The organism is Pseudoduganella sp. R-31, assembly GCF_049913235.1.
Lineage (GTDB): Bacteria > Pseudomonadota > Gammaproteobacteria > Burkholderiales > Burkholderiaceae_D > Rugamonas.
Genome location: NZ_CP183986.1, coordinates 5565192 through 5589219 on the forward strand (window position 1 = coordinate 5565192; position 24028 = coordinate 5589219).

General features: G+C 61.2%; 26 protein-coding genes and 1 tRNA gene. 12 read left to right on the forward strand and 15 right to left on the reverse strand.

What is annotated here, in order from left to right:
* Positions 1 to 183: 183 nt before the first annotated feature.
* The 3 genes from ACN9MY_RS25335 to ACN9MY_RS25345 are packed head-to-tail and all read left to right on the forward strand — an operon-like array spanning position 184 to position 2791.
* On the forward strand, positions 184 to 816 hold the full coding sequence (locus ACN9MY_RS25335; RefSeq protein WP_426336300.1) for a helix-turn-helix transcriptional regulator: 633 nt from the start codon (positions 184 to 186) through the stop codon (positions 814 to 816).
* A complete protein-coding gene (locus ACN9MY_RS25340; RefSeq protein ID WP_426336301.1) occupies positions 806 to 1798 on the forward strand; it encodes an ornithine cyclodeaminase family protein in 993 nt (330 codons plus the stop codon). Before ACN9MY_RS25335 ends, ACN9MY_RS25340 begins: the two co-directional genes overlap by 11 nt.
* 12 nt (positions 1799 to 1810) lie before the next feature.
* The gene (locus tag ACN9MY_RS25345; protein WP_426336302.1) at positions 1811 to 2791 is read left to right on the forward strand and encodes a threo-3-hydroxy-L-aspartate ammonia-lyase; all 981 of its coding nucleotides are present in this window, start codon (positions 1811 to 1813) and stop codon (positions 2789 to 2791) included.
* Here ACN9MY_RS25345 and ACN9MY_RS25350 read toward each other — a convergent pair.
* From ACN9MY_RS25350 to ACN9MY_RS25375, 6 genes are all read right to left on the reverse strand, one after another.
* Positions 2766 to 3488 (reverse strand): ABC transporter ATP-binding protein, encoded by a 723-nt coding sequence (locus ACN9MY_RS25350; protein ID WP_426163967.1) that lies wholly within the window; start codon positions 3486 to 3488, stop codon positions 2766 to 2768. The genes ACN9MY_RS25345 and ACN9MY_RS25350 overlap by 26 nt on opposite strands.
* Entirely contained in the window at positions 3488 to 4258 is a 771-nt protein-coding gene (locus ACN9MY_RS25355) for an ABC transporter ATP-binding protein (protein ID WP_426163969.1), read from the reverse strand. The genes ACN9MY_RS25350 and ACN9MY_RS25355 overlap by 1 nt, the downstream gene beginning before the upstream one ends.
* 11 nt (positions 4259 to 4269) lie before the next feature.
* Positions 4270 to 5481 carry an ABC transporter permease subunit gene (locus ACN9MY_RS25360; protein WP_426336303.1) on the reverse strand — a complete coding sequence of 404 codons (1212 nt, stop codon included), beginning with the start codon at positions 5479 to 5481 and terminating at the stop codon, positions 4270 to 4272.
* 13 nt (positions 5482 to 5494) lie between these two features.
* Entirely contained in the window at positions 5495 to 6424 is a 930-nt protein-coding gene (locus tag ACN9MY_RS25365; RefSeq protein WP_426163973.1) for a branched-chain amino acid ABC transporter permease, read from the reverse strand.
* Between the two features lie 136 nt (positions 6425 to 6560).
* A complete protein-coding gene (ispH, locus tag ACN9MY_RS25370) occupies positions 6561 to 7499 on the reverse strand; it encodes a 4-hydroxy-3-methylbut-2-enyl diphosphate reductase (protein WP_426163976.1) in 939 nt (312 codons plus the stop codon).
* 6 nt (positions 7500 to 7505) lie between these two features.
* Positions 7506 to 7949 carry an FKBP-type peptidyl-prolyl cis-trans isomerase gene (locus tag ACN9MY_RS25375; RefSeq protein WP_426163978.1) on the reverse strand — a complete coding sequence of 148 codons (444 nt, stop codon included), beginning with the start codon at positions 7947 to 7949 and terminating at the stop codon, positions 7506 to 7508.
* Positions 7950 to 8096: 147 nt separating this feature from the next.
* On the opposite strand from ACN9MY_RS25375, the gene radC reads away from it, so the two are divergent.
* The 3 genes from radC to rpmG all read left to right on the forward strand — a co-directional run bounded on the left by radC (position 8097) and on the right by rpmG (position 9307).
* Positions 8097 to 8771 carry a RadC family protein gene (radC, locus tag ACN9MY_RS25380; RefSeq protein WP_426163980.1) on the forward strand — a complete coding sequence of 225 codons (675 nt, stop codon included), beginning with the start codon at positions 8097 to 8099 and terminating at the stop codon, positions 8769 to 8771.
* Positions 8772 to 8888: 117 nt separating this feature from the next.
* Positions 8889 to 9125, forward strand: a complete 237-nt coding sequence (gene rpmB, locus ACN9MY_RS25385; RefSeq protein WP_008451488.1) for a 50S ribosomal protein L28 — start codon at positions 8889 to 8891, stop codon at positions 9123 to 9125.
* A gap of 11 nt (positions 9126 to 9136) precedes the next feature.
* Positions 9137 to 9307: a 50S ribosomal protein L33 gene (rpmG, locus tag ACN9MY_RS25390; protein WP_028101815.1), complete on the forward strand. Its 171-nt coding sequence runs from the start codon at positions 9137 to 9139 to the stop codon at positions 9305 to 9307.
* A 61-nt stretch (positions 9308 to 9368) separates the two neighbouring features.
* Here rpmG and ACN9MY_RS25395 read toward each other — a convergent pair whose 3' ends face one another.
* The 8 genes from ACN9MY_RS25395 to ACN9MY_RS25430 all read right to left on the reverse strand — a co-directional run bounded on the left by ACN9MY_RS25395 (position 9369) and on the right by ACN9MY_RS25430 (position 16262).
* On the reverse strand, positions 9369 to 9965 hold the full coding sequence (locus tag ACN9MY_RS25395) for a hypothetical protein (RefSeq protein ID WP_426319015.1): 597 nt from the start codon (positions 9963 to 9965) through the stop codon (positions 9369 to 9371).
* Positions 9966 to 9977: 12 nt separating this feature from the next.
* Positions 9978 to 10541, reverse strand: coding sequence for a hypothetical protein (locus ACN9MY_RS25400; RefSeq protein WP_426163987.1), 564 nt, complete (start codon positions 10539 to 10541; stop codon positions 9978 to 9980).
* 65 nt (positions 10542 to 10606) lie between these two features.
* Positions 10607 to 11092 carry a hypothetical protein gene (locus ACN9MY_RS25405; RefSeq protein WP_426163989.1) on the reverse strand — a complete coding sequence of 162 codons (486 nt, stop codon included), beginning with the start codon at positions 11090 to 11092 and terminating at the stop codon, positions 10607 to 10609.
* A 154-nt stretch (positions 11093 to 11246) separates the two neighbouring features.
* A complete protein-coding gene (locus ACN9MY_RS25410) occupies positions 11247 to 12443 on the reverse strand; it encodes a DesA family fatty acid desaturase (RefSeq protein WP_426336304.1) in 1197 nt (398 codons plus the stop codon).
* Between the two features lie 94 nt (positions 12444 to 12537).
* A complete protein-coding gene (locus ACN9MY_RS25415) occupies positions 12538 to 13833 on the reverse strand; it encodes a mechanosensitive ion channel family protein (protein ID WP_426336305.1) in 1296 nt (431 codons plus the stop codon).
* Positions 13834 to 13865: 32 nt separating this feature from the next.
* Positions 13866 to 15158 (reverse strand): RsmB/NOP family class I SAM-dependent RNA methyltransferase, encoded by a 1293-nt coding sequence (locus ACN9MY_RS25420; protein WP_426163996.1) that lies wholly within the window; start codon positions 15156 to 15158, stop codon positions 13866 to 13868.
* Between the two features lie 16 nt (positions 15159 to 15174).
* Positions 15175 to 15783 carry a phosphoribosylglycinamide formyltransferase gene (gene purN, locus ACN9MY_RS25425; protein ID WP_426172299.1) on the reverse strand — a complete coding sequence of 203 codons (609 nt, stop codon included), beginning with the start codon at positions 15781 to 15783 and terminating at the stop codon, positions 15175 to 15177.
* Between the two features lie 80 nt (positions 15784 to 15863).
* Complete coding sequence (locus ACN9MY_RS25430) at positions 15864 to 16262, reverse strand: barstar family protein (RefSeq protein WP_426163998.1); 399 nt, start codon at positions 16260 to 16262, stop codon at positions 15864 to 15866.
* A gap of 308 nt (positions 16263 to 16570) precedes the next feature.
* Here ACN9MY_RS25430 and ACN9MY_RS25435 point away from each other — a divergent pair, with 308 nt between their 5' ends.
* The 6 genes from ACN9MY_RS25435 (at position 16571) to ACN9MY_RS25460 (ending at position 22095) form a co-directional block, all read left to right on the forward strand.
* Complete coding sequence (locus ACN9MY_RS25435) at positions 16571 to 17086, forward strand: glycine zipper 2TM domain-containing protein (protein ID WP_426164000.1); 516 nt, start codon at positions 16571 to 16573, stop codon at positions 17084 to 17086.
* A 102-nt stretch (positions 17087 to 17188) separates the two neighbouring features.
* A complete protein-coding gene (locus ACN9MY_RS25440) occupies positions 17189 to 17974 on the forward strand; it encodes a spermidine synthase (RefSeq protein ID WP_426336306.1) in 786 nt (261 codons plus the stop codon).
* 8 nt (positions 17975 to 17982) lie between these two features.
* On the forward strand, positions 17983 to 19746 hold the full coding sequence (locus ACN9MY_RS25445; protein ID WP_426164004.1) for a GspE/PulE family protein: 1764 nt from the start codon (positions 17983 to 17985) through the stop codon (positions 19744 to 19746).
* A 57-nt stretch (positions 19747 to 19803) separates the two neighbouring features.
* A tRNA-Lys gene (locus ACN9MY_RS25450) sits at positions 19804 to 19879 on the forward strand.
* 167 nt (positions 19880 to 20046) lie between these two features.
* On the forward strand, positions 20047 to 20631 hold the full coding sequence (locus ACN9MY_RS25455; RefSeq protein WP_426336307.1) for a LysE family translocator: 585 nt from the start codon (positions 20047 to 20049) through the stop codon (positions 20629 to 20631).
* Positions 20632 to 20640: 9 nt separating this feature from the next.
* Entirely contained in the window at positions 20641 to 22095 is a 1455-nt protein-coding gene (locus ACN9MY_RS25460) for a PLP-dependent aminotransferase family protein (RefSeq protein WP_426336308.1), read from the forward strand.
* On the opposite strand, the gene ACN9MY_RS25465 is transcribed toward ACN9MY_RS25460, so the two are convergent.
* Positions 22092 to 24023 (reverse strand): helicase-related protein, encoded by a 1932-nt coding sequence (locus ACN9MY_RS25465; RefSeq protein ID WP_426336309.1) that lies wholly within the window; start codon positions 24021 to 24023, stop codon positions 22092 to 22094. The genes ACN9MY_RS25460 and ACN9MY_RS25465 overlap by 4 nt on opposite strands.
* Positions 24024 to 24028 lie beyond the last annotated feature (5 nt).

The window sequence follows — 24028 nt, forward strand, 5'->3', positions numbered from 1 at the left end:
GCCCCAGCGGCCGGCGGCATCGCTGTACGCAGGTCTCCTCGGCATCCGTGGTTTCCTCTCAGCGGGTGTCCTTCCCGAGCCCCGGCAAAGTCCGGGGCTTTTTTTTGTTTACGCCGCTGGATCAGTTGCCCAACCAAGCGCGGCCTCGTTTACATTTAATCTAAAACGAGATAATCTGTCTTAATGACAAAACGCACTCCCGAACAGCAGCATCTGCTGGACCAGATCAAGCATGTGGCCGATGGACTTGGCCGGACGCTGGCGCCATTCACTGAAGTGGTGCTGCACGACTTGCTCGATCCGGGTCATGCCGTGCTGGCCATCCATAACAACCTGTCCGGCCGCACGGTTGGCGAATCGGCGACGGAGCTGGGCCTGGCGCGGATTGCCGATCCGGCGTTCCCGCAAGTGCTGGCCAACTACCCCAACACCTTCCCCGACGGCCGCCCCGCAAAGAGCACTTCCGTCGGCATCAAGGACAGCGATGGCCAGTACATTGCAGCGCTTTGCATGAACGTGGACCTGAACCTGTTCCGCAGCCTGCAGGCGATGCTGGGCCAGTTCAGTAACGTCGACCCGGCCGCAGCAGTGATCGAGTCGCTCGCCCCGGCGGCGGGTGCAGATGCGATCCGCGCGCATATCGAACAATTCGCCGCACGCCTTTCCACCACGCCGCGCGCACTGAAGGCCGACGACCGCCGCGCCCTGCTGCGTGAACTGGGCGACGCAGGCCTATTGGAAATGCGGCGCTCGATGGAAACCATCGCAGCCCACTTGGGCGTCTCCCGCGCCACGGTCTACAACTATGCGAAATAACGATGCCCGCCTGTTGATACTGGACCGCGACGTCGTCGCCGCGCTGCTGCAACCGGACGACGTGTACGCTGCCGTGCGCGAAGCCTTTGCCTTGCACGCAGCGCGTGCCGCGCGCGTCTTCCCATTGGTGCGTGAAGAGCTGCCAGGGAGCGCGGTGTTCGGCATCAAGTCTGGCGATGCGCCATCGCAAGAGCTGCTGGGATTTAAAGCCGCTGGTTTCTGGCCTGCCAATCGCGAGGCTGGCGGCGACGCGCACCAGGCGACCATCATGCTGATCGACCCGCGCACCGGCCGCCCGCTATGCATCGCCGACGGTAACGCTGTGACGACCGCACGCACCGCTGCTGCAGGCGCGCTTGGGCTTCAGCTGTTGGCGCGAGCCGATAGCGAACAGTTGTGCGTGTTCGGCACTGGTGTGCAAGCGCGTGGACATGTGGAGTATGCGCTGCACGCCCTGCCCTCCCTCAAGCGCGTGCGATATGTGAGTTCCGATGGCCGGCAAGCCCCTGCATTCGAAGCGCTGTTCGCCGGGCGCTGCGAGGTCGCATTGGCTGGCGGCGCTCGCACTGCGGCTGCAGATGCAGCAGTTGCGGCATCGGACGTAATCATCACGACAACACCTGGCCACGGCATGCTGTTCAGTGCAGATGCAGTGCGCGCGGGAACACACATCAACGCTGTCGGCGCCGACACGCAGGGCAAGCGCGAGCTGCCCGCGGGGCTGCTGGAGCGCTCCCGCGTATGGGCCGACGACCTGCCGCAGGCGCGGCACATCGGCGAGCTGCAATGGGCCAGCGAGCTGCCGGCAGCGGAACTTGGCGAACTGATCGCGGCACGTGCGGGCGCAGCGCCACGCGCGCCGGGCGACATCACGATTTTTGACATGACGGGCATCGCCCTGCAGGACCTCACCACGGTGCGCATGCTATATGAGCGCGCCCTCGCCAACAACATGGGCCAGAACATCCCCTGGCCCTGGTAAGGAAGGAGAACCATGAGCATCACATACGAAGACGTCGTCGCGGCAGCCGGCCGCATTGAAGGCCACGCTCACCGCACGCCAGTGCTGACCTCCCGCACCGCCAACGAAGAATTGGGCGCGGAGATTTTCTTCAAGGCCGAGAACATGCAGCGCATGGGCGCCTTCAAGTTCCGCGGCGGCTTCAACGCCCTCTCGCGCTTCAACGAGGCGCAGCGCAAGGCTGGCGTGGTAGCCTTCTCGTCCGGCAACCACGCGCAGGCGATTGCGTTGTCGGCGAAGCTGCTGGGCATTCCGGCCACGATCATCATGCCCGAAGACGCCCCGGCATCGAAGATCGCCGCCACGCGCGGCTACGGCGGCAACGTGGTGACGTATGACCGCTACAAGGAAGACCGCGAAGCCATCGGCCGCAAGCTGGCTGAAGAAAAGGGCATGACGCTGATTCCGCCTTACGACCATGCCGACGTGATTGCCGGCCAGGGCACTGCGGCCAAGGAACTGTTCGAGGAAGTGGGCGAGCTTGATTACTTCTTCGTCTGCCTGGGCGGCGGCGGCCTGCTCTCGGGTTCCGCGCTGGCGACGCGCGCACTGTCGCCGAAGTGCAAGCTGTACGGCGTGGAGCCGGAAGCCGGCAACGACGGGCAGCAATCGTTCCGCAGCGGCTCGATCGTGCATATCGATACGCCGAAGACGATCGCCGATGGCGCGCAAACGCAGCACCTCGGCTCGCTGACCTTCCCCATCATCCAGCGCGACGTGGACGACATCCTGACCGTCAGCGATGCGGAACTGGTGGACGCGATGCGCTTCTTCGCCTCGCGCATGAAGATCGTCGTCGAGCCGACCGGCTGCCTGGGCTTCGCGGCAGCACGAAAGATGAGGGAAGAACTGCGCGGCAAGCGCGTGGGTGTGCTGATCAGCGGCGGCAACGTCGACATCGAACGCTTCGCCGCCCTGCTCTTCAGTATTATTCGCCGAGGTAGGCGGCCTTGACGCGCGGGTCGTGCAGCATGTCTTCCGCGTTGCCGGTCATGGTGACCGAGCCGGATTCCATGACATAGCCGCGGTTGGCCGCTTGCAGCGCCAGCTTGGCGTTCTGTTCCACCAGCAGGATGGTGATGCCCTGCTTGTGCACGTCGCGGATCACTTCGAAGATCTTCTCGACCATGATCGGCGACAGGCCCATGGAAGGCTCGTCCAGCAGCAGCAGGTGCGGATGGCACATCAGCGCGCGCGCCATGGCCAGCATCTGCTGCTCGCCGCCGGACAGGGTGCCGGCCAGCTGCGAAGCACGTTCTTTCAGGCGCGGGAACACGCCGAACCATTTCTCGATATCAGCTGCAATCGCGGCCTTGTCGTTCATGGTGTAGGCGCCCATCATCAGGTTTTCGGTGATGGTCATGCGGGTGAACACGCCACGGCCTTCCGGCACCATCGCCAGCTTTTTCTCCACCAGGTGGAAGGACTGCGAGCCTTTCAGCGACTGGCCCATATAGGCCACGGTGCCCTCCACTTTGCACGGCGGCAGGGTGCCTGTGATCGCCTTCAGCGTGGTGGTCTTGCCGGCGCCATTGGCGCCGATCAGGGTGACCAGTTCGCCTTCGTTGACTTCCAGGTCGATTCCCTTGACTGCCTTGATGCCGCCGTAGGCGACCTTCAGGCCCGAAACTTTCAGTACATTGGCGCCCATCAGTGCGCTCCTCCCAGATAGGCTTCAATCACTGCTTTATTGCTCTGGATTTCGGCGGGCAAGCCTTCGGCAATCAGCTTGCCGTATTCCAGCACGCTGATGCGGTCGCACAGGCCCATCATCAGCTTCACGTCGTGCTCAATCAGGAGCACGGTCTTGCCTTCGTTCTTGATCTTGACCAGCAGTTCGCGCAGCGCCAGTTTCTCGGTCGCGTTCATGCCGGCCGCCGGTTCGTCCAGCGCCAGCAACTGCGGATCGGTCGCCAGTGCACGGGCGATCTCCAGGCGGCGCTGGTCGCCGTATGACAGGTACTTCGAGGTACGGCTGGCAAACTGGCCGATGCCGACGAAGTCCAGCAGCTCCTGGGCGCGTTTGCGGATTGCCGCCTCTTCTTCACGCGCAGCCTTGTGGCGGAAGATGGCGCCGAACACGCCCTGGTGCGAGCGCACGTGGCGCCCCACCATCACGTTTTCCAGCGCGGTCATTTCACCGAACAGGCGGATGTTCTGGAAGGTGCGGGCAATGCCTGCCTTGGCTACCGCATGCGGAGCGGATGGCGAGTATGGCTTGCCGGCCAGCTCGAAGGTGCCGGTGTCCGGCTGGTACAGGCCGGTGATCACGTTGAAGAACGTGGTCTTGCCGGCGCCGTTGGGACCGATCAGGCCGTAGATCTGGCCCTTGTTGATCTTGATGCGCACGTCGGTCAGCGCCTGCAGGCCGCCGAAGCGCTTGTTGACGCCTTCGATATTCAGGATTACTTGTTCGTTCATCTCTACTAACCTCATGCTGCCATGACGCCGGTCGACTGGCCTTTGGAGTCCGAGTCCGCATCCGGACGCTCTTCATGCTTGGGCGAAGGCCACAGGCCCGCAGGACGGGTCAGCATGATCACCACCATGGCCAGGCCGTACAGCAACTGGCGCAGCACTTCGGATTCGATCAGCACTTTGCCGAACAGTTTCATTTGCAGCGGTTCCACCACATGGCGCAGGATTTCCGGCAGCGCCGCCAGCAGCGCACCGCCCAGCACCACGCCCGGAATATGTCCGATGCCGCCCAGCACCACCATCGCCAGCACCGCGATCGACTCGGTCAGCGAGAACGATTCCGGCGAAACGAAGCCCTGGAAGGAAGCGAACATGGCTCCAGCCACGCCGCCGAAGGTTGCGCCCATCGAAAACGCCAGCAGCTTCACGTTACGCGTATTGATGCCCATTGCCTTTGCCGCGATTTCGTCTTCGCGGATCGCCACCCAGGCACGGCCCAGGCGTGAGTGCTGCAGACGCGAAGTGACAAACACAGTCGCGATAGTCAGCACCAGGAACAGGAAGTAGTAGGCGTTCACCGAAGGCATCGAGAAGCTGCCGATGAACACCGTGGCGCGCGAGCCCTGCTCGCCGGCCAGGTTCACGCCGAACACGCGGATCGGGTCGATCAGGTTGATGCCCTGCGGGCCGTTGGTGATATTGACCGGATCATTCAGGTTGTTCATGAAGATGCGGATGATTTCACCGAAGCCCAGCGTCACGATGGCCAGGTAGTCGCCGCGCAGCTTCAGGGTCGGCGCGCCGAGCAGCGCACCGAACAGGCCCGCCAGGGCAGCAGCCATCGGCACGATCACCCATACCGACAGGTGAATGCCGTTGGTGCGGATGTCTTCACCCAACACTGCCGCCAGCGCCTCGCCAACGGCGGGATTCATGTTGATCAACGATTCCAGCACGGTCGCGAACTGCGGCGATGCCAGGAGGCCGGTCATGTAAGCGCCCACCGCGTAGAACGCGATGTAGCCCAGGTCCAGCAGGCCGGCAAAGCCCACCACGATATTCAGGCCCACGGCCAGCATGATGTACAGCAGCGCCAGGTCGGCAATACGCACCCACGAATTACCGAAAGGGGCGGCCGCGAACGGGAAGATGATCAACGCGGCCAACAGCAGCGCCAAACTGATGTAGGCCTGCTTTGGATTTTTTTGAATGTTAAAGTTCAGCATAGTCACGTCCCCATCAGGCGCGGTCGGCCACGCGTTCGCCCATGATGCCGGACGGACGCACCGTCAACACCAGGATCAGTACGATGAAGGCGAAGATATCCTGGTAGTGCGAACCCAGGAACCCGCCGGTGAGTTCACCGATATAGCCGGCGCCGAGAGCCTCGATAATGCCCAGCACGATGCCGCCGATCATGGCGCCGTAGATATTGCCGATACCGCCCAGCACCGCAGCGCAGAAAGCCTTCAGTCCAGGCATGAAGCCCATCGCAAACTGGATGGAGGCATAGTTGGCGCCCCACATCACGCCTGCCACGGCAGCCAGTGCCGCGCCGATCGCGAAGGTTGCGACGATGATCTTGTTCGAGTCCACGCCCATCAGGCCGGCCACGCGCGGATTCTCGGCTACGGCGCGCATTGCACGCCCCATCCGGGTGCGCTCCACCAGCATCACCAGGCCGAACATCGAAATGGCAGCCAGCACCAGCAGCAGCACCTGGGTCACCGTGATCACGGCGCCGCCCACCATGATTGGTTCGGTCGGCAGCAGTTGCGGGAATGGCAGCGGGTTGCGGCCCCAGATCATCATGGCGAAGGTCTGCAGCAGGTAGGACACGCCAATGGCGGTGATCAGCGGAGCGAGGCGCGGCGCGTTGCGCAAGCGGCGGTAGGCGATGCGCTCGATCAGGATATTCACGAGCATACATGCCGGAATCGCGCCGATAATGGCGATGCCCAGTTGGACATAGCCCGGCAGGCCAGGCGCATACACGCCCAACAAATTCAGGATGGAGAGGCCGATCATCGCGCCGATCATCAGCACGTCGCCGTGGGCGAAGTTAATCAGGTTCAGCACGCCGTACACCATCGTATAACCGAGGGCGACCAGCGCATACATACTGCCCAGCACCAGGCCGTTAAGAATTTGTTGGATAAAGGTATCCATCGAGTATGCCCTTTAGAACTATAAAAAACGGCACCCAAGGTTTCCCTCGTGGTGCCGCCGTTTGGAAGCGTTCGCCATGATAGCGAGGTTTCCGAAAAACTAATCGTGGAAAATCCGCAATATTCTAAATTAAATTTTATGCGCTGCGTCCTTCAAGCCCTTTTGGTAGCGGGAAAGTCACAGCTTCCTCGACGCCCTCCAGGGTACGCACGCTTTTCGCGCCCAGTTCCTTCAGGCGGTTGATGACCGCATCAACCAGCACTTCCGGCGCCGAAGCACCTGCGGTAACGCCGACGCGCAGCTTGCCTTCCAGCCAGGCCGGATCGATCTGGGCCGCGTTGTCCACCATATAGGCCGGGGTGCCCTTCTTCTCCGCTACTTCGCGCAGGCGGTTCGAATTGGAGCTGTTTGGCGAGCCCACGACAATCACCACTTCCACCTGCGGCGCCATGAATTTCACGGCTTCCTGGCGGTTGGTGGTGGCGTAGCAGATGTCGCCTTTTTTCGGCTCAATAATATTCGGGTATTTTGCCTTGAGGGCTTCGATGATTTGTGCCGTATCATCCACGGAAAGTGTCGTTTGCGACACATAGGCCACCTGGTCCGGATTCTTGACCTGCAGGCCGGCCACATCTTCCACGGTTTCGACCAGGTACATGCCCTCGTCGGTCTGGCCCATGGTGCCTTCGACTTCAGGATGGCCGTCGTGGCCGATCATGATGATCTCGCAGCCCTGCTTGCGCATCTTGGCCACTTCCACGTGCACCTTGGTCACCAGCGGACAGGTGGCATCGAAGATCGACAGGCCGCGCGATTCCGCTTCGGCACGCACGGCTTTCGACACGCCGTGCGCCGAGAACACCAGGGTATTGCCGGCCGGGACATCGTCCAGTTCTTCGATGAAGATGGCGCCCTTGGCGCGCAGGTCTTCCACCACATAGGCGTTGTGCACGATTTCGTGGCGCACGTAGATCGGCGCGCCAAACTGCTGCAGCGCGCGCTCGACGATCTCGATGGCGCGGTCAACGCCGGCGCAGAAGCCGCGCGGCTGGGCGAGGAGGATTTCTTTGTCCATGTTCTTTTACAGCACAGAGATAAGGTTCACTTCAAACTTCACCGGCTGGCCAGCCAGCGGGTGGTTGAAGTCGAAGATGGCAACGTCGTCGCGCAGTTCGCGCAGCACGCCGGCAAAGCGGCCGCCTTTGGGCGCGTTGAAGTCGACCAGGTCGCCAATCTTGTATTCATTGTCCGGATCGGAATTTTCTTCCAGCGTAGCACGGGACACGGCCTGCACCAGGTCCGGGTTGCGCGGGCCGAAGCCTTCGCCCGGCGCCAGTTCGAACACCTTGTGCGTGCCTTCAGGCAGGCCGATCAGCAGCGCTTCCAGGTTAGGCGCCAACTGGCCCTGGCCCAGCATCAACGTGGCAGGGTTGCCTTCGAAGGTGGAAACGATATTGGCGCCATCCAGGGAGGCAAGGCGGTAATGCAGGGTGAGGTAAGCCGAAGCAGTGACAACGTTAGACATGGAAACAACTCTGGTGACGGGCAAACCTCTATTGTAAGCCATCGCGCGGCGCACGGCGCTGCGGCCCGCCCCTAGACCTGCGCAAAACCTGACCCAGCGCAAATTGCCCCCTCCTCCCGCGCCAGATAATGGGCGACGGAGGTGACCATGGCAATTTCCGACTGGCCCGAACAACTGCGCCCGCGCGAGCGATTGTTAAAAGCCGGGCCGCAGGCCCTGTCCGACGCCGAGCTCCTGGCGATCTTCCTGCGGGTGGGCATTCCCGGCAAGGATGCGGTGGCGCTGGCGACCGACCTGCTGGGGCGCTTCGGCTCCCTGCGCGCCCTGATCCACGCCAGCCGCGCCGACTTCACCGCCATGCCGGGCCTGGGCGCCGCCAAGTACGCCCAACTGCAGGCTGTAGTAGAACTGGCACGCCGCGCGATCTCCGAGGAAATGAGTGCCGGCGAAGAGCTTTCCTCGCCGCATGCCGTGAAAGACTTCCTGCGCCTCTCGCTGGCCGGCCAGCCTTATGAATCCTTCCACGTCCTGTTCCTGGACGTCAAAAACCGCCTGATCGAAGCCTGCGAATTGTTTCGCGGCACGCTCACGCATACCAGCGTCTATCCACGCGAGGTGGTGCGGGAAGCGCTGGCCCGCAATGCCGCAGCCGTCATGCTGGCCCATAACCACCCGTCAGGGTCGCCCGCCCCGAGCGAGTCGGACGTGCTGCTGACACGGGCGCTGGTGCAGGCTTTGGCATTGGTGGATATACGGATTCTTGACCACTTTGTCGTTGCCGGGCACCAAGTGCATTCCTTCGCAGAACATGGTCAAATCTAATTGTTAAATTTTGCGTTTTAATGTGACACAATTGTTTTTCGCAAGTGCTTGAAAATCTTGAGAAATTTCCATATACTCTTGTTTTTCCAATTTCGGAAGTAATTCAAGGAGTGTGCCATGGCACGTGTTTGCCAAGTTACTGGGAAGAAGCCGATGGTCGGCAACAATGTTTCCCACGCAAACAACAAAACCAAGCGTCGTTTCCTGCCAAACCTGCAGAACCGTCGTATTTTTGTTGAATCTGAAAACCGCTGGGTCTCCCTGCGTCTGTCTAACGCCGGTCTGCGCGTAATCGACAAGGTCGGCATCGACGCCGTCCTGGCCGACATGCGTGCACGTGGCGAGAAAGTTTAATAGGGAGCTGAATCATGGCAAAAACTGGCCGCGACAAGATCAAGCTGGAATCGACCGCTGGTACTGGTCACTTCTACACCACGACCAAGAACAAGCGCACCATGCCTTCCAAAATGGAAATCATGAAGTTCGATCCTAAAGCACGCAAGCACGTGATGTACAAGGAAACCAAGATCAAGTAATCGATCTTCGGTTCGAACAAAAAACCGCCCCTCGGGGCGGTTTTTTTATGGCTGCAGCAGCTCAGTTAAGCGCTGGCAATTGCGCATTGAGCAATTCGTTCTGCATCTTCAGCATGGCAGCTTCGGCCGCGCGCTTTCCGGACAGTCCGACATCTGCCTTGAATTCGCTGAATGTGGCCTGGCCATTGCCGGTCGCCTTCCTGGTATCGACCAGCTTGCCGTTCTTGTCCTTGATTTCGCATTGCAGGTTGACGGTATAGTCGGTCGGCGGCCAGGTGAAGGCGCTGGACGAATCGGAGCTGACCGTAATGGTCGGCGTGATCAGGTAGCTGATCCCTTTGGCTGCCATGGCCTCGCGATCATCGGCGCTTTTCACCTTGATGGCGCCATCGAACACATTGCTCAGCATCTTGTAGAAGCTGGTCTCCAGGTCGCGGTATGGATAAGAGGTGACCTTGTCGCCGCCGCCGCCCGGAGTCACGACCTCCTGCGCCAGCAAGTCGGCCGGGATAAAGTAGGCCACCTTGGCCTGGCTCTTCGGCTTGGCATCGGCTGGCAAGGCGATCTGATCGAGCTTGGGAGAAATCATTACCGGGTGCGCGCAACCGGTCAGGATCGCGGCCGCCGCCAGCAGGAATGCGAACTTAAGACTTTTCATGGTCCGCTCTCTTTACTTGATGGCTTTGACGAACTCAGGGTCCGCATACAGCGAAGCCAACAGCTTTTGCACGGTATTGTGGTAACCGGTGACTGCGGCTGGGATGGCCGTGGCGCCGATGAAGGACGACTCCCAGGAGTTATCGACCGTCTTCACGCTTTCATAGACGGAGACGCCACCCTTGCTGACAACAAAGCGGGCCGAAATACTTGCGGTACCGGTGCTGAAGCCGGAGGCATCCAGCGCATTCTTTTCGAGTTTGCCGGTCACCAGGGTGTCGGAGCCAACCACCAGCTTGTTGGCCAGGGACAGTTCCTGGCGCAGCGCTTCGGCTACGTAAGCGCCATAATTGCCGCCAACCGGCGAGGACATAGAACTGCCGCGAATCGACAGGGTGACCGGGGTATCCGTGCCGGCCGGCGCACTGAATTCACCGACCTTGGCCTTCACATCGCCCATATTGTTCAGGGTAGCGACGTTGTCCATGGACGGAGTGTAATTGGGTGCCGTCATGGCGCAACCCGACAATGCAGCAACAGCAACAACCATCAAACCCAGCGAAGCGAAAGATTTCATATTTCCTCAGAGAAGTTGTGAAAATACTTATTATCTCTTTGGTAAATACTCTTTCGCAACATTATTTACTTGTCACAACCACCTTCTGTCTGAAGTTGGAGACGTTTTCCAGCGTGGATCGCTTTCACTTTCCCATCCAGCGTGATGTAGCGGACAGCCAGCTCACGGTCGCCTGTTTCCACCATCAGCCAGTCGGCATGCTGGGGATGCGGCCTGACCGCGTCGCCATAGACCCGCTGCAGCTTGGAAACTGGATCGCCGATCCGCACGCCACGATCGGCGCCAAAACCCCCTGATACGTCGACCCGAACGAGCACTTTCTTCACAAAAGTCACTTCCACTTTCGGGTAACGCTTGGAGCGCGCCACGCGGCATACCTTGTCTTCAGTGATCATCGAGTCCGCTTCCAGGCCGCCAAAGGTCTTGCCCAGGTTTTCATAACGTGCGCCGACCTTGTAGGGACCCAGGCCCTCCGGCTTGATTTGCCAGTTCGCTGCCGCATGCGCACTTCCGGCCAGCATTAACGCCAGCGGCAAAATTAAGCGTTTCAAAACTGCCTCCATAGAATTAATTTCCGAAAGGCAACAGCATACCTGCAAGGCAGGGATCACGCCAACACGAATTGCGCTTCCGTCCGGGGTCTTTGGTTTTCCTCAAAAACAAAACGGCCCCGCAGGGCCGTCTTGTCGCAAGAGTAGATCAGGCTTACGCGTAGCTGCGCAGGCGCATCGAGAATTCCTGCAGGGACTTGATGCCCGACGCCTCCGCACGCTCGCACCAGTCTTGCAGCTTCTGCACCAGCTCATCGCGGGTGAAGTGCGAACGCTCCCACAGCATGCCCAGTTCCACGCGCATATTGTGCATGGTTTCCAGCGCCTTCGAGTGCTGGAACAGTTCCACCAGTTGCTGCTTCTGCGGGGCTTCCAGCTTGCCTGGCTCGCGCTGCAGCAGCTTGCGCGATGACTTCAGGAAGCGCGATTCCAGCTGCGATTTGTCCTTCAGCTGCGCCAGTTCTTCTTTCCAGGCGTGCTTGACGGACTTGGCGTACTTGGCCATCACGTCGTAGCGGTTGGCGATCACGGACTGCAGGGTTTCGAAGTCGGCCTTCACCTTGGCGGTGTCGAACTTGGGCTTCGGCGGCATCTTCTTCACTTTGGCCATGCCAATCATTTCCATGGCGCGGATGTAGCCCCAGCCGATGTCGAACTCATACCATTTGGACGAGAGCTTGGCTGAAGTCGCATAGGTGTGGTGGTTGTTGTGAAGTTCTTCGCCGCCGATGATGATGCCCCAAGGGATGATGTTGGTCGCTGCATCGGAGCAGTCGTAATTGCGGTAGCCCCACCAGTGGCCGATGCCGTTGATGATGCCGGCTGCAGTCACAGGAATCCACAGCATCTGCACGGCCCACACGGTAATGCCCTTGGCGCCGAACAGGATGAAGTCGATGATCAGCATCAGCGCCACGCCCTGCCAGCTGAAGCGCGAGTACAGGTTCTTCTCGATCCAGTCGTCAGGTGTGCCGTGGCCATACTTCTCCATGGTTTCCTTGTTCTTGGATTCAGCGCGGTACAGCTCGGCGCCTTCCCAGAACACTTTCTTGATGCCCTTGGTGACCGGGCTGTGCGGATCTTCTTCGGTATCGCACTTGGCGTGGTGCTTGCGGTGGATGGCAGCCCACTCCTTGGTCACCTGGCCGGTGGTCAGCCACAGCCAGAAGCGGAAGAAGTGCGAAGGGATCGCGTGCAGTTCCAATGCGCGGTGCGCCTGGTGGCGATGCAGGAAGATCGTCACGCTGGCGATGGTGATGTGGGTCAGGATCAGCGTCACGCCAACCGTCGCCCAGGCACTGAGGCCAGTTACGCCATTGCTGATGAAATCGAGAACTGCGCTTAAATCCATTACAACTCCAAATGAAGGGACTCCGAATAGGCGTCATTGTACGCGCATTCGAGGGTGATTTGAGGAAGGATTTCCCTTGGGCACTGATTATTTTTTAGGCAGACTGCTGCGGCAGAGGGCCCAGCAGGCGAATCTCACGTTGCGGGAACGGTACAGAAATCCCGTTTTCTTTCAAGGACTTCCAGATTGCCCGATTGACATCGGAGGTCACGCCGCCACGCCCGTTTTCCGGATCAGCAATCCAGAAAGCCAGCGCCAGCTCCAGGCCATCCGCCCCGAATGCTTGCAGCATGCCGGACGGCGGCTTGTCCTTCATGACACGCTCGATGCTGAGGGCCGCGTCTTCCATCAGCTTGAGCACGAAGTCCACATCGCTGTCATAGCCAACCGTCACGCGCGTGATGATCACCACGGCCGGATTGGACAGGGAAGAATTCTGCACCGCCCCCGACACCAGCATTTCGTTCGGCACGATGGATTCAACGCCATCGGTCCCCTGCAGCACGGTGTAGCGGGTATTGATCTGGGTGACCTGGCCGGCGTACTTGTCCACCGTGATCACGTTGCCGATGGTCAGGCTGCGGTCCAGCAGGATGATGAAGCCCGACACATAGTTGCTGGCGATCTTCTGCAAACCAAGACCGAGGCCGACACCCAGCGCACCGCCAAACACCGACAGCACGGTCAGGTCGATGCCCACCAGCGACAGGCTGACCAGCACCGCCACCAGGATCAGCACCGCGCGGCCCATGCGCGCGAACACCACGCGCAGGTTGGAATGCATGGTGTGCAGGTTCATCAGCTTCTCTTCGAGCGCCGCGCCCGCCCACATGGCCAACAGCAGCAGCACCACGACCGATACCGCCGCCTGCAGTATGGTGGCGATCGACACCTTGTGCTTGCCGAGCGGGATCAGCGTATCGTCGAGGAAGTCGAAGATGTCCTGGTAAAAGCCGGTGATATACAACACGAAGGCCAGCCACACCAGCAGCTGGAAAGCCTTCTCGAAATTCTGCATCCCCTCGCCCACCACGCCGCCGCGCGAAAACACGCGGCGCAGCAGGTAAAAGCCGAAGCGGATCACCGCGAGCGAGCTGAAAATCGGCAGCGCCAGATTGACCAGATTGGTGTGGAAATGCATCCGGCCCAGCACTTTCTGCGAGGCCCACAGCAGCACCACGATGAGCAAGGGCCCGACGACGCGGCCGAAGCTCTCCAGGCCAAAGCGCGCCACACCGTTGTCCGCAGTACGCGCCTTCATGCCGCGCCACAGGAAGCGCGACAAGGTCCAGCCCAGCAAGACAGACAGCGCGATCGCGCCCACCTGCCACATCAGGCTCGGATCGCGCAGATCCCCCAGCAAATCATCCAGCAATTTCGCTAACGGCATCGTTCGGAATTCTCCTTATGGTCGCTGGGCTGTTACTCTTCGTCGGCCTTGGCAGGCTTGGCCATAGGCTTGCGTTCGAAGACGGCGGCGAAGAAGCCGTCGGTCTGGTGCTTGTGCGGCAGCAGCTTCAGGTAGTCGCCCATCTCGAGGTTGGCGATCTTTTGTTCCGCCAGTACTTTGGACATCGGGACCAGCTCGAAATCCGGATGGGTTTCGATGAACTGCTTGGCGACGGCGTCGTTCTCTTCCTCCAGCAGCGAGCAGGTGGCGTACACCAGGCGGCCACCACCTTTGACCAGGCGCGCGGCGCCGTCCAGGATCGAAACCTGCTTCTCGTGCATCTCGGCGATCGCACTTTCCGGCTGGCGCCACTTCACGTCGGGATTGCGGCGCAGCGTGCCCATGCCGGAGCATGGCGCGTCCACCAGCACGCGGTCGATCTTACCTGCAAGGCGCTTGACCTTCGCGTCCTTTTCGTGCGCGATGGCGACCGGGTGCACGTTGGACAGGCCGGAACGCGCCAGGCGCGGTTTGAGCTTGCTCAAACGCTTTTCGGAGACGTCGAAGGCATACAGGCGGCCGGTATTGCGCATCTGCGCGCCCAGGGCCAACGTCTTGCCGCCGGCGCCGGCGCAAAAGTCCACCACCATCTCGCCGCGCTTGGCGCCGAGGATCTGGGCCAGCAGCTGGCTGCCTTCGTCCTGCACTTCGATCGCGCCGGACTTGAAAAGCGGCAGGTTTTGCAGCGCAGGCTTTTTCTTCAGGCGCAGGCCCAGCGGGGCGAATGGCGTCGGCTCGGCCACGATGGGCGCAGTCGCCAGTTCGGCTACCACGGCATCGCGGTCGGTCTTCATGGCGTTGACGCGCAGGTCCAGCGGCGCCGGGGTGTTCAGCGCGTCGGCCAGAGCCAGGGTTTCGTCTTCGCCGTATTGGGCGACCAGCTTGTCGAACAGCCACTTCGGCATGTTCGCGCGCATCGATTTGTGCAGCAGCGAGCGGTCGATTTCCAGCTGGCGCTTCAGCCATTCGGATTCTTCTTCGCTCAGGCCCGGCAGCGCATCGATGCCGACTGCATCGGCCATGCCCAGCAGCACCAGGCGGCGCATGGTGGCGCCGCCGGCACCGGCTTCGGCGCGGTCGGTGAAGAAGGCTTTGTTACGCAGCACGGCGTACACGGATTCGGCAATGGCGCCGCGCTCGCGGCCGCCCAGCTTCGGGTGCGATTTGAAGAAATGCGACAGGGTGGTGTCGGCCGGCGCGGTGAAGCGCATGATTTCACGCAGCACGTTTTCGGCGCTGGTGAGGACGTATGGTGGCAAACGCATGGTATTCTTTCTCTATTCAGTTGCGGTCAATATTGACCTTGCCATCTTCGACCCTCAATCGGCCTTCAACGAACCAGCGGATAGCACGCGGGTACATGATCCATTCCTGTTCCAGCACGCGCGCCGCCAGCATGTCGGCGGTGTCGCCCGGCAGGACAGGCACGGATACCTGGTCCACCAGCGGACCGTGGTCCAATTCGGCAGTCACGAAGTGCACGGTGGCGCCGTGCGTGGCCGCGCCGGATGCCAGCGCCTGCTCATGCGTGTGCAATCCTGGGAACAGCGGCAGCAGCGATGGGTGGATATTCAGCATGCGGTTTTCGTAGTGGCTGACGAAACCCGGCGTGAGGATGCGCATGAAGCCGGCCAGCACCACCAGGTCGGGGCTGAAGCCGTCGATGACTTCCTGCAGCGCAGCATCGAATGCTTCGCGGCTAGGGTAATCCTTGTTGCTGACTACTGCGGTCGGAATGCCGTGCGAGGCCGCGAATTCGAGGCCCTTGGCATCCGCCTTATTGCTGATGACGGCGGCAATGCGGGCGGGCCATTGTTCGGCCTTGGCTGCACGGACCACCGCTTCCATATTGCTTCCGCGTCCGGAAATGAGGATGACGATGTTTTTCATGGCCGCCATTGTACCTGCTCAGGCGAGCCAACGCGACATTATGCTGCTACGCAGCAAACTATGCAAGCGGGGAATTAAGGCTACTCGAACGAGTAGAAGACGCGGAACGGTACCTTCTTTTCGGCCCAGAAATCGGCCGCATCGCGGAAAACATCCAGCAAACACTCGCGTGCTTCACGGTCAAATTTTTGCGTGTTTGGCAACTGCTCCAGCACGATCAGGAAGCCCGGCTGGGGGCCGGCCTTGTCCATGGTTTCGGTCAGGGTCAGGCGCAGGGCGTCGAAATTCTTGGAGTGCGGTTTAGGGATGTGGAAAGACTCGGCAATAATGCCCAGAACTTGCTGCTTGGTCAGGCCGGCATTGCAATGCGCATACAAGAAGTGCTGCCCCAGGCGCGCTGCCTCGTCCTGCAGCTCTGCCACGCGGAAGGCGCGAATAGACTGGACTAGATTAGGCGGCACAGTTATCAACAAACTCATCTTTCCCTCAAATCGACCTATCAAGTACAAGCCGTAGGCGGGTCAATGCGCCGGGGCCGGAGCTTTCGTTTCTCCCTGTCAATCTGATTCCACGCCATAAGGGTAACGTGTTGTACTCTATGAATCAACCCGAAAGTGAGTCCTAACGCAAGTTTTGTTAAAAACTTACCATATTAACCCAAAAGCATGGGGTTACATTTTGTTGCCTTACTTCCCCCAAGGATACAAGCCTTGGCGTTAATATTTAGGCGTGCAATTCCAATTAAACCCAAGCGAACTGCCAAAAAGACAGAAACGAGGTAAACAAAATGAAAGCCAAAACTAAATTGTTTTTCGCAGCACTGAGCCTCGGCGCCGTTCCGCTGGCGCAGGCCCAAGCAATCGATTTTGAGGATTACGGCCGGGTGACCCGCGTCACGCCTGTGACCGAGCAGATCAACCGTCCGCGCCAGGAATGCCGCACCGAATACGTCCAGGTGCAGCAGCCGCAGGAACGCGGCGTCGGCGGCAGTATCCTTGGTGGTATCCTGGGCGCGGCAGTCGGTAGCCAGGTCGGCTCCGGCCACGGCAAGACCGCCGCCACCGCTGCCGGCGCGATTGCCGGCGCCGTGATCGGCGACCGCACCCAGAATTCGAACGCCCAGCCGGGCGCCGTGCAGGAGCAGGCCGTCAAGCAGTGCCGCATGGTTGATTCTTTCGAAACCCGCACCACCGGCTATAACGTGGAGTACGATTACCGCGGCCGTAACTACACCAGTTTCATGAGCCACGACCCGGGCCAGCGTATCCGCCTGCGTGTAAATGTTGAACCGATGAATAATTAAATTCCGGGCCACCTCTCCTTCCCCGGACTGCCGGCCAGCGATGGCCGGCAGTTTTCATTTGGACGCTTGCTTGTAAGCAAGATAACGCGGGATAATGCCGCCATGCTGATCAAACGTAAATCCATCGAAAAAGAAGAGTCTTCGCGTCCCGCCACGCGAAAACCCAAGTTTGCCCCGGTCACGCTGTCCGAATTGGACGGTGTGCGCTACCTGCATTTCGGCACCGAGTGGGTGCAAGGCGCCATGCGCATCCGCAAGCCGGACTGGCCGGAGCTGGAGTACGCTCAGCAAATGATGGCCTGGATGCTGTGGAACGCTGCCCCCGCCCACATCGCCCAACTGGGCCTGGGCACGGGCGCACTGACCAAGTTCTGCTACAAGCAGTTCCCTGCAGCGCAAGTCACCACGGTGGAACTGAACCCGTCGGTGATCAGCATCTGCTATTCCATGTTCAAGCTGCCCGACAATGACGGCCGGCTGAACGTCGTAGAAATGGATGCGATGGATTACGTCACCAACCCGGACCACCACGGCACGCTGGACGCGCTGCAGGTCGACCTGTACGACGCCACTGCGCGCGGCCCGGTGCTCGACACGCCTGAGTTCTACCAGGCCTGCGCCGCCTGCCTGAATGACGATGGCATCATGACCGTCAACCTGTTCGGCGACCATCCCAGCTACGCCAAGAACCTGAAGGCGATGAAGTTCGCCTTCCCGCAAGTGGTGTCGCTGCCGGAAGTCCATGATGGGAACGTGGTGGCAATCGCCTTCAAGACCCGCCGCAATATCGACGTGGCTGCGCTGGCGGATCGCGCCGCGCAAATCGTCGCCGAAACAAAATTGCCCGCAAAGTCCTGGCTCAAGGGACTGAAAGCCGCACTCGCATAAGGTCACACATGGCAAAAGCACTCGATCTTCAAGTTATCTTCACCTGGCTGCTGGCTGATGGAATGGTCGAGAAAGCCGAAGTCAAAGGACTGTACGCGCAGGCCCAAGGCATCCTGCGCAACACCCCGGGCGCCATGCATCCACTCAGCGCCGTGGCGCACTGCAAGCTGGTATCGGCCAAGAGCGGCAAGCTGCTGACGCTGGATGTGCTGACCGAATGGCTGGCCCAGCGGGCCAAGCTGCCCTTCTACCGCATCGACCCGCTGAAGATCGACTTCACCAAGGTGGCGGACGTGATGTCGGCCAGCTATGCGGCGCGCTTCAATATCCTGCCGGTGGAGATCACGCCGGACACGCTGACCGTGGCCACGGCCGATCCGTTCGCGCTGGAGTGGGAAGGGGAAATCGCCAAGGTCGCGCGCCGCGTCATCAAGCGCGTGATCTCGAACCCGCTCGATATTTCCCAGTACACCTCGCAGTTCTTCTCGCTGGCCAAGTCGATCAAGCACGCCAACAAGAATACTGGCCAGGACATCGCCCTGCGCAACAACTTCGAGCAGTTGGTCGAGCTGGGCAAGATGAACAAGACGGTCGATGCCAACGACCAGCACGTGATCAATATCGTCGACTGGCTGTGGCAGTACGCCTTCGAACAGCGCGCGTCGGATATCCACCTCGAGCCCAAGCGCGAACTCGGCACCATCCGTTTCCGGATCGACGGCGTGCTGCACCAGGTCTACCAGGTGCCGGCAGTGGTGATGATCGCGATGACCGCCCGCATCAAGCTGCTGGGCCGCATGGACGTGATCGAGAAGCGCCGTCCGCAGGATGGCCGTATCAAGACCCGCACCGCCGGCGGCCAGGAAATCGAATTGCGTTTGTCGACCCTGCCGACCGCCTTCGGCGAAAAGCTGGTCATGCGTATCTTCGACCCGGAAGTGGTGGTGAAGACCTTGCCGGAGCTGGGTTTCCCGCCGGAAGACGCCAAGCGCTGGGACTCGCTGACCAACCGTCCGCACGGCATCATCCTCGTCACCGGCCCGACCGGCTCGGGCAAGACCACCACCCTGTACACCACGTTGAAAACGCTGGCGACGCCAGAGGTCAACGTCTGTACGGTGGAAGACCCGATCGAGATGGTCGAAGCCTCGTTCAACCAGATGCAGGTGCAGCCCGGCATCGACCTGACTTTCGCCGACGGCGTGCGCGCCCTGATGCGGCAAGACCCGGACATCATCATGGTCGGCGAGATCCGCGACCTGGAGACTGCGGAGATGGCGATCCAGGCCGCGCTGACCGGCCACCTGGTGCTGTCCACCCTGCACACCAATGATGCGCCATCGGCCGTGATGCGCTTGCTGGAGCTGGGCGTGCCTTACTACATGCTGGAAGCAACGCTGATCGGCATCATGGCGCAGCGCCTGGTGCGCACGCTGTGCGTGGACTGCAAGGAGGAAGGCGGCGAGCTGGCCGACGACCTCTGGCAGGGCCTGAGCGGCGGCTGGGATATCGGCAAGCCGGAAAAGGTATATCGCCCGGTCGGCTGCCCCGAGTGCCGCCAGACCGGCTTCCGCGGCCGCACCGGCATCTACGAGCTGCTCACCACCAGCGAATCGTTCAACACCATGCTGGAAGAAGAAACCGACATCACCGCCCTGCGCAAGCAGGCGGTCGCCGAAGGCATGGTCCCGTTGCGCATTGCCGGCGCTTTCAAGGTGCGCGAAGGCGTGACCACGGCGGAGGAAGTGCTCAAGGTTACCGCCATGGGGTGAGGCAAAAAAAGGGACTTTGCAAACGCCAAAATCCTCGTATATAATACGGCCTCTTTCGGGTCGTTAGCTCAGTTGGTAGAGCAGCGGACTTTTAATCCGTTGGTCGCAGGTTCGAGCCCCGCACGGCCTACCAGAATGAACAGGAAAGCCTCGTCTTCGGACGAGGCTTTTTTGTTTCTGCTGCCAACTGTAGCAGTCGTTCGACTGATACAGCATGATTCCCGTCCCGCCGCCTTGTGTCTTGTTCGCCCTGTGCCGCGATCCTAGACTGTGCCATTCCTTCGTTGCGGATTGCACACCATGATCGAACTCCTGCCCCTGGCGAGCTATTGCCTCGTCATGTCGGCCACGCCTGGGCCAAACAATGTCATGCTCGCCATCACGGGCGCCAATTTCGGCGGTCGCGGCGCATTGCCGGTCATCCTCGGCATCCAGGCCGGCGTTTTCGTGCAAACCATGCTGATGTGCGTGGGGCTGGGAAGCCTCTTTGTCACCTACCCATTGGCGCAACAGGTGCTGCGCGTCGCGGGCGCGCTGTATCTCATCTACCTTGCCTGGAAACTCAGCGGCGCTTCAGCGGATGGCGTGCGCGCTTCCAAGGCCGTGTCCTTCGCCCAGGCTACCGTCTTCCAGGCGCTTAATCCCAAAAGCTGGCTGAAAGCCATTACCGTGGCATCGGTGTTCATGCCCGCGCAGGGCAATGCCTTCGCCAATGCACTGCAGGCGTCGGTCATTGGCATGCTTGTAGGGGCTCCCTGCAATTTCATGTGGGCCCTGTTTGGCATGTCGATCCGGCGCTTGCTCGACGATCCGCGCAAGCAACGCGCATTCAACCTGGCCATGGGTGCGGCCTTGCTGGTCCTGGCCTTGATGTTTTTACGCTAGACTCTCGTCATGTTCGCCATCGACCGCAGCTCTCCCATCCCACTGTCCAAGCAGATTGAGACACAGTTACGGCACATGGTCGAGAGCCGCGCGCTGCCTGGCGGCGCCAAGCTGATGTCGATACGCCAGCTCGCCGCCCAGCTTGCAGTGAGCACGAACACCGTCGTTGTAGCCTATGACCGGCTGGTCGCGGCAGGCATCATCGATTCGCAAGGCACGGCCGGCTTCTATGTCTGCACCAGGAATGACGAGGGCAAATCAATTCCTGACGAAGCCGCACTGGAAGCGGGCGAGGAGCAAGAGCCGGTCTGGCTGGCGCAGCAGGCAAACGATCAACGCGAAGGTGTATTGCTGGCCAGCAGCGGCGCACTGCCGCCAACCTGGCTGCAAGACGCTGTCCCGGCGGCCGCGATACAAAGGGCATTGGCCCGAAGCAGTGCCGGCATGGCCTCACGCTGCCCGCCCCAGGGGCTGCCCGAATTGCGCGAACACATAGCGCTGCTGCTACGCGGCATAGGTGTGGACGTTGATGCCGGCCATGTACTCACCACCTTTGGCGGCACCCACGCGATCGACCTGGTTTGCCGCAGCTTTTTACAGCCCGGCGACACCGTACTGGTCGAAGATCCCGGATTCTTCCTGATGTTTGGCAGGCTGCGGCAAGAAGGGATACGCCTGGTCCCGATCAAACGCCGTCCCGATGGCCTCGACCTGGACGAACTGGAAGCGGCGTGCCGCGAACATCGGCCGCGCATCCTGTTCGTGCAGACCGCCTTGCATAACCCGACCGGCTGGAGCAGCAGCGCCGCCAACCTGCATAAGGTATTGATGCTGGCGCAGCAGCATGGCTTCCTGATTGCCGAAGACGATGTGCATGGCTATTTCCAGCAATCTCCAAGCACTCGGCTGGCTGCCCTGTCCGGGCTCGATGGCGTGATTTACTATTCCAGCTTCTGCAAGGCGCTGAGCCCTGCCTTGCGCATGGGCTACCTTGCCGCAACGCCAGCCCTGCTCAAGGTACTGATGCGCACCAAGATTCACTCCATCCTGACGACGCCTGCCTTGAACGAATATGTGCTGCTGGAAGTGCTTAGGGCGGGTAACCTGCGCAAGCACCTGGAGCGCTTGCAGCGCAAAATCATGGCGGCACGTAACGCCAGCACGCGCCAACTCAGCGCAGCCGGCGTGCAGTTCGAGCAGCCGGGCGACGCCGGCATTTTCTTGTGGGGCACCATGCCAGAAGGCCTGGACGTCGACCTGCTGGTGCAGGACGCATACCGCAACAAGATCCTGCTCATGCGCGGCGCCGCCTTCTCGCCCAGTGACACACCGGATCGGCACATTCGCTTCAACGTGGCCTTCAGCCAGCATCCGCGCCTTAGCCAGTACCTGCAAGAGCGGCTGGAGGCAGTCGCCGGTGCACGTTCAAGCCTCGACCGGATGCACGCGAAGAAGCCGGCCTAGCGGAAGCGCTTCGGCTGGCGGCGGCGGTTGGCGGCGTTCTGGTCCTGCAGGATGCCGTCAACCCTTTCGGAGGCGGAACGCGAGAGCTCCAGCGCCTGCGCCACGTCGGGGAAGAATTCAGGCAGGCGGTAGCCCAGCCAGGCGTAGGCCGAGTAGAGGCGGCAGGCATCTTCCGCCTCCTGCAGGTTCATCCACTGCAGCGGGTTCTGCTCCGGATGCAGGTGGGTCACGCGCTGGCGCGACAACGATACGCACCAGTGTTCCCAAGCTTTCTGCAGCGTGACCACGTTGGAGGAAATCGGTACCAGCGACAGGGTGAACTTATCCGCCACCGACAGCGGCAAGGTATCCAGCCATTCGGCGCGTTCGAACTGCTCCTCGGTGATGCGCGGGAAGAAGAAACCGTCCGGCACGTCGATATTGTGAACGAAGCGCTTGAGCAAGCGCGCCAGCGAATCCTCGCCGGTGACGGCAGCGATACGGTGCAGGTGCTCCAGCGTCGGCGCTACGGCGAAACCTGTGGCTTTCAGCGGCGGCAATTTTTCCTTCAACAGCGAGCGCATCACGCCGTGCGTCTCGTCGTCGTAGCCCGCCACGTGGCCTTCCTCGTGCACGCCGTAGCGCCCTGCCCTGCCCGCGATCTGGCGCGCCAGGGCCGCAGGAATTTCCTCTTCCTCGTAGCCGTTGTACTTGACGGTGGTAGTCATCACCACGCGCTGGATCGGCAGGTTCAGGCCCATGGCAATCGCGTCCGTGCCCACTACCACGTCGGCATGGCCATCCCGGAAGCGCTGCGCCTGCGCGCGCCGCACTTCAGGCGACAGGTTGCCGTACACCGTGGCGACTGACAGGCCGGCTTCGGTCACCATGTCGCGCCACATCAGCACTTCGCGGCGCGAGAAGGCGATCACGGCGTCGCCCTTGCGCAAGCCTTTGAGCTTGCGCACGGCGGATGGCTCCATCGACAGCGGCGCCTTGCGCTTCAGGATGTGGACCTCGATCGGGCATTCCAACCGCTCGGCCAGCGCTTCCACTGCGCGCCGCGCTTCGGCCGCGCCCACCAGGTAGACCGTGCGCGCCGGTGCGCCGCAGACGGCGGCGGTCCAGGCGGCACCGCGGTCGCGGTCGGACAGCATCTGGATCTCATCAATCACGGCCACCTCGACTTGCGTGCGCGTGTCCAGCATTTCCACCGTGCTGGCGACATGGGTTGCGCCTTCTTCGATACGGCGCTCTTCGCCGGTCACCAGGCTGACCTTCAGGTCCGGGTCGGAAGCTTGCAGGCGCTCGTAGTTCTCCAGCGCCAGCAGGCGCAGTGGCGCCAGATAAACGCCGCTGCGCGCTTTCGCCAACGCTTCCATCGCCTTGTGGGTCTTGCCGGAATTGGTCGGCCCCAGCAGCGCGATGAATTTGCGCGGCAGGCGGCGTGCGACTTCGAAGGTATCGGGGTATTCGGCCAGGTTGATGCTCTGGCGCGTGCGTTCAGCGTGGCGTTCTTCGCGATGGCGCTCCACCGCATGCTCCAGGCGCTGGCGGATGCGATCGAAGACAATGCCGGCCGGCTCGGAGGTCTGCATGTCTTCCAGCGCATGCAGGAAGTCCATCGGCCGCATGCCGTAGTCGTCGCATTCTTCGCGCAGCTCGGCGGCGAAAGCGACGACGTCGGCATGCAGGGCGGCCTGCGCAGCCTTGCTGCCGCGCTCCAGCAGCAGGGCCGCGCGCCCATCGCGCTCAAGCTTGCGCCATTTGGATGGCTTGGCCAGCACGCCTTGCTGCGGCACCAGGTCGTAGGGAATGTGCAGGCCGTCCAACTCCACACTGCCGGTGAAGCGCAGGAATACGCGGCCTTCCTGCTTTGCCAGTTCGATGCCGCGGGCCGCAAGGCCCAGCTCGGTCACCAACTGTTCGTCGTCGTCAAAATCTGTCATGGCGA